We start from the raw sequence: 1,385 nt of genomic DNA on the forward strand, positions 1-1,385 counted from the left end.
GTCGCCGACAACACGCCATTGGTGTCGGCCACCACCACCTTGAACGTCTCACCCGTGGTGTTCCCGCTCTCCGACAGGCCCAACCCGGCAACCGCCAAGGATTTGCCTACGCCGGCAACCACCGACGCCGGGGCGGCGATCACCGGCAGGCCGTTCACCGTCACCGCGATCGTCGTCGTCGGCGCCGCGTTGCCGAAGCTGTCCAGCGCCGTCAGCGTGATCGTGTCGGACGGCGTGGTGCCGTCCGTGTCCATCAGCGTGGCCAGCGCGGCATTCACCTGGCTGGCAGACCCCGACACCGTCAGCGACGTGGTGCCCGACCCGCTCACCGCCGAACCCGTGGCAGACAGCAAGCCGTTGGTGTCGGTCAGCTTCACCGTGAACGTCTCGCCGGTGGACGTCCCGCTCTCCGACAGGCTCACCCCGTCGATCAGCGCCGCCTGGCCGACCCCGATGATCGCCGCCGCCGGCGAGCCGATCACCGGACGGCCATTCACCGTCACCGTCACACTCGTGCTGGCCGCGGTCGTGTTGCCGAAGCTGTCGACCGCGCTCAGCGTGATCGTGTCCGATGGCGTCGTCGGATCGTTGTCGGTCACGCTGGCTAGCGCGGTGTTCACCTGCGCCAGCGTCCCCGCGATGGTCAGGTTGGTCGTGCCCGAGCCAGTCACGCCGGTGCCGGTCGCCGACAACAACCCGTTGGTGTCGGCCAGCGTGACCGTGAACGTCTCACCCGTGGTGTTGCCGGTTTCCGAGAGGCTCAGCCCGTTCACCGGGATCGGCTGACCCACGCCCACGACCGCCGTTGCCGGCACCGCCAGCACCGGCAGGCCGTTGACCGTCACCGCGACGCTGGCCGCGGCGGCCGTGTTGCCGAAGCTGTCCGTGGTGGCCAGCGTGATCGTGTCGGCCCCAGTGGTGCCGTCGACGTCCTTCAGCGTCGCCAGCGAGGCGTTCACCGCCGCCAGCGCGCCGGTGATGGTCAGGCTCTTGGTGCCCGAGCCGGACACGCCCGCGCCTGTGGCCGACAGCAGGCCGTTGGTGTCGGCCAGCACGACCGTGAAGGTCTCGCTGCTGGTGTTGCCGGTCTCCGACACGCTCACCCCGGCGATCGCCAAGGATTTGCCTACGCCGGCGATGACGGTCGCCGGGGCAGCCGTCACCGGCAGGCCGTTCACCGTCACCGCCACGCTCTTGGCCGCAGCGACGTTGCCGAAGCTGTCGGTGGCGTTCAGCGTGATCGTGTCCGATGGCGTCGTCGGATCGCTATCCTTCAGCGTCGCCAGCGCCGCATTCACCTGCGCCAGCGTGCCCGCCAGCGTCAGCGTCTTGGTGCCCGACCCGGACACGCCAGTGCCGGTCGCCGACAGCAACCCGTTGGTGTC

1 protein-coding gene is annotated in these 1,385 nt (G+C 69.7%); it reads right to left on the reverse strand.

What is annotated here, in order from left to right:
* Positions 1 to 1,385 (reverse strand): hypothetical protein (locus GSQ76_RS09145; protein ID WP_216850968.1); only part of this gene is annotated, 1,385 nt, incomplete at both ends.

The organism is Acidisphaera sp. L21, from assembly GCF_009765685.1.
Classification (GTDB): Bacteria; Pseudomonadota; Alphaproteobacteria; order Acetobacterales; family Acetobacteraceae; genus LMUY01.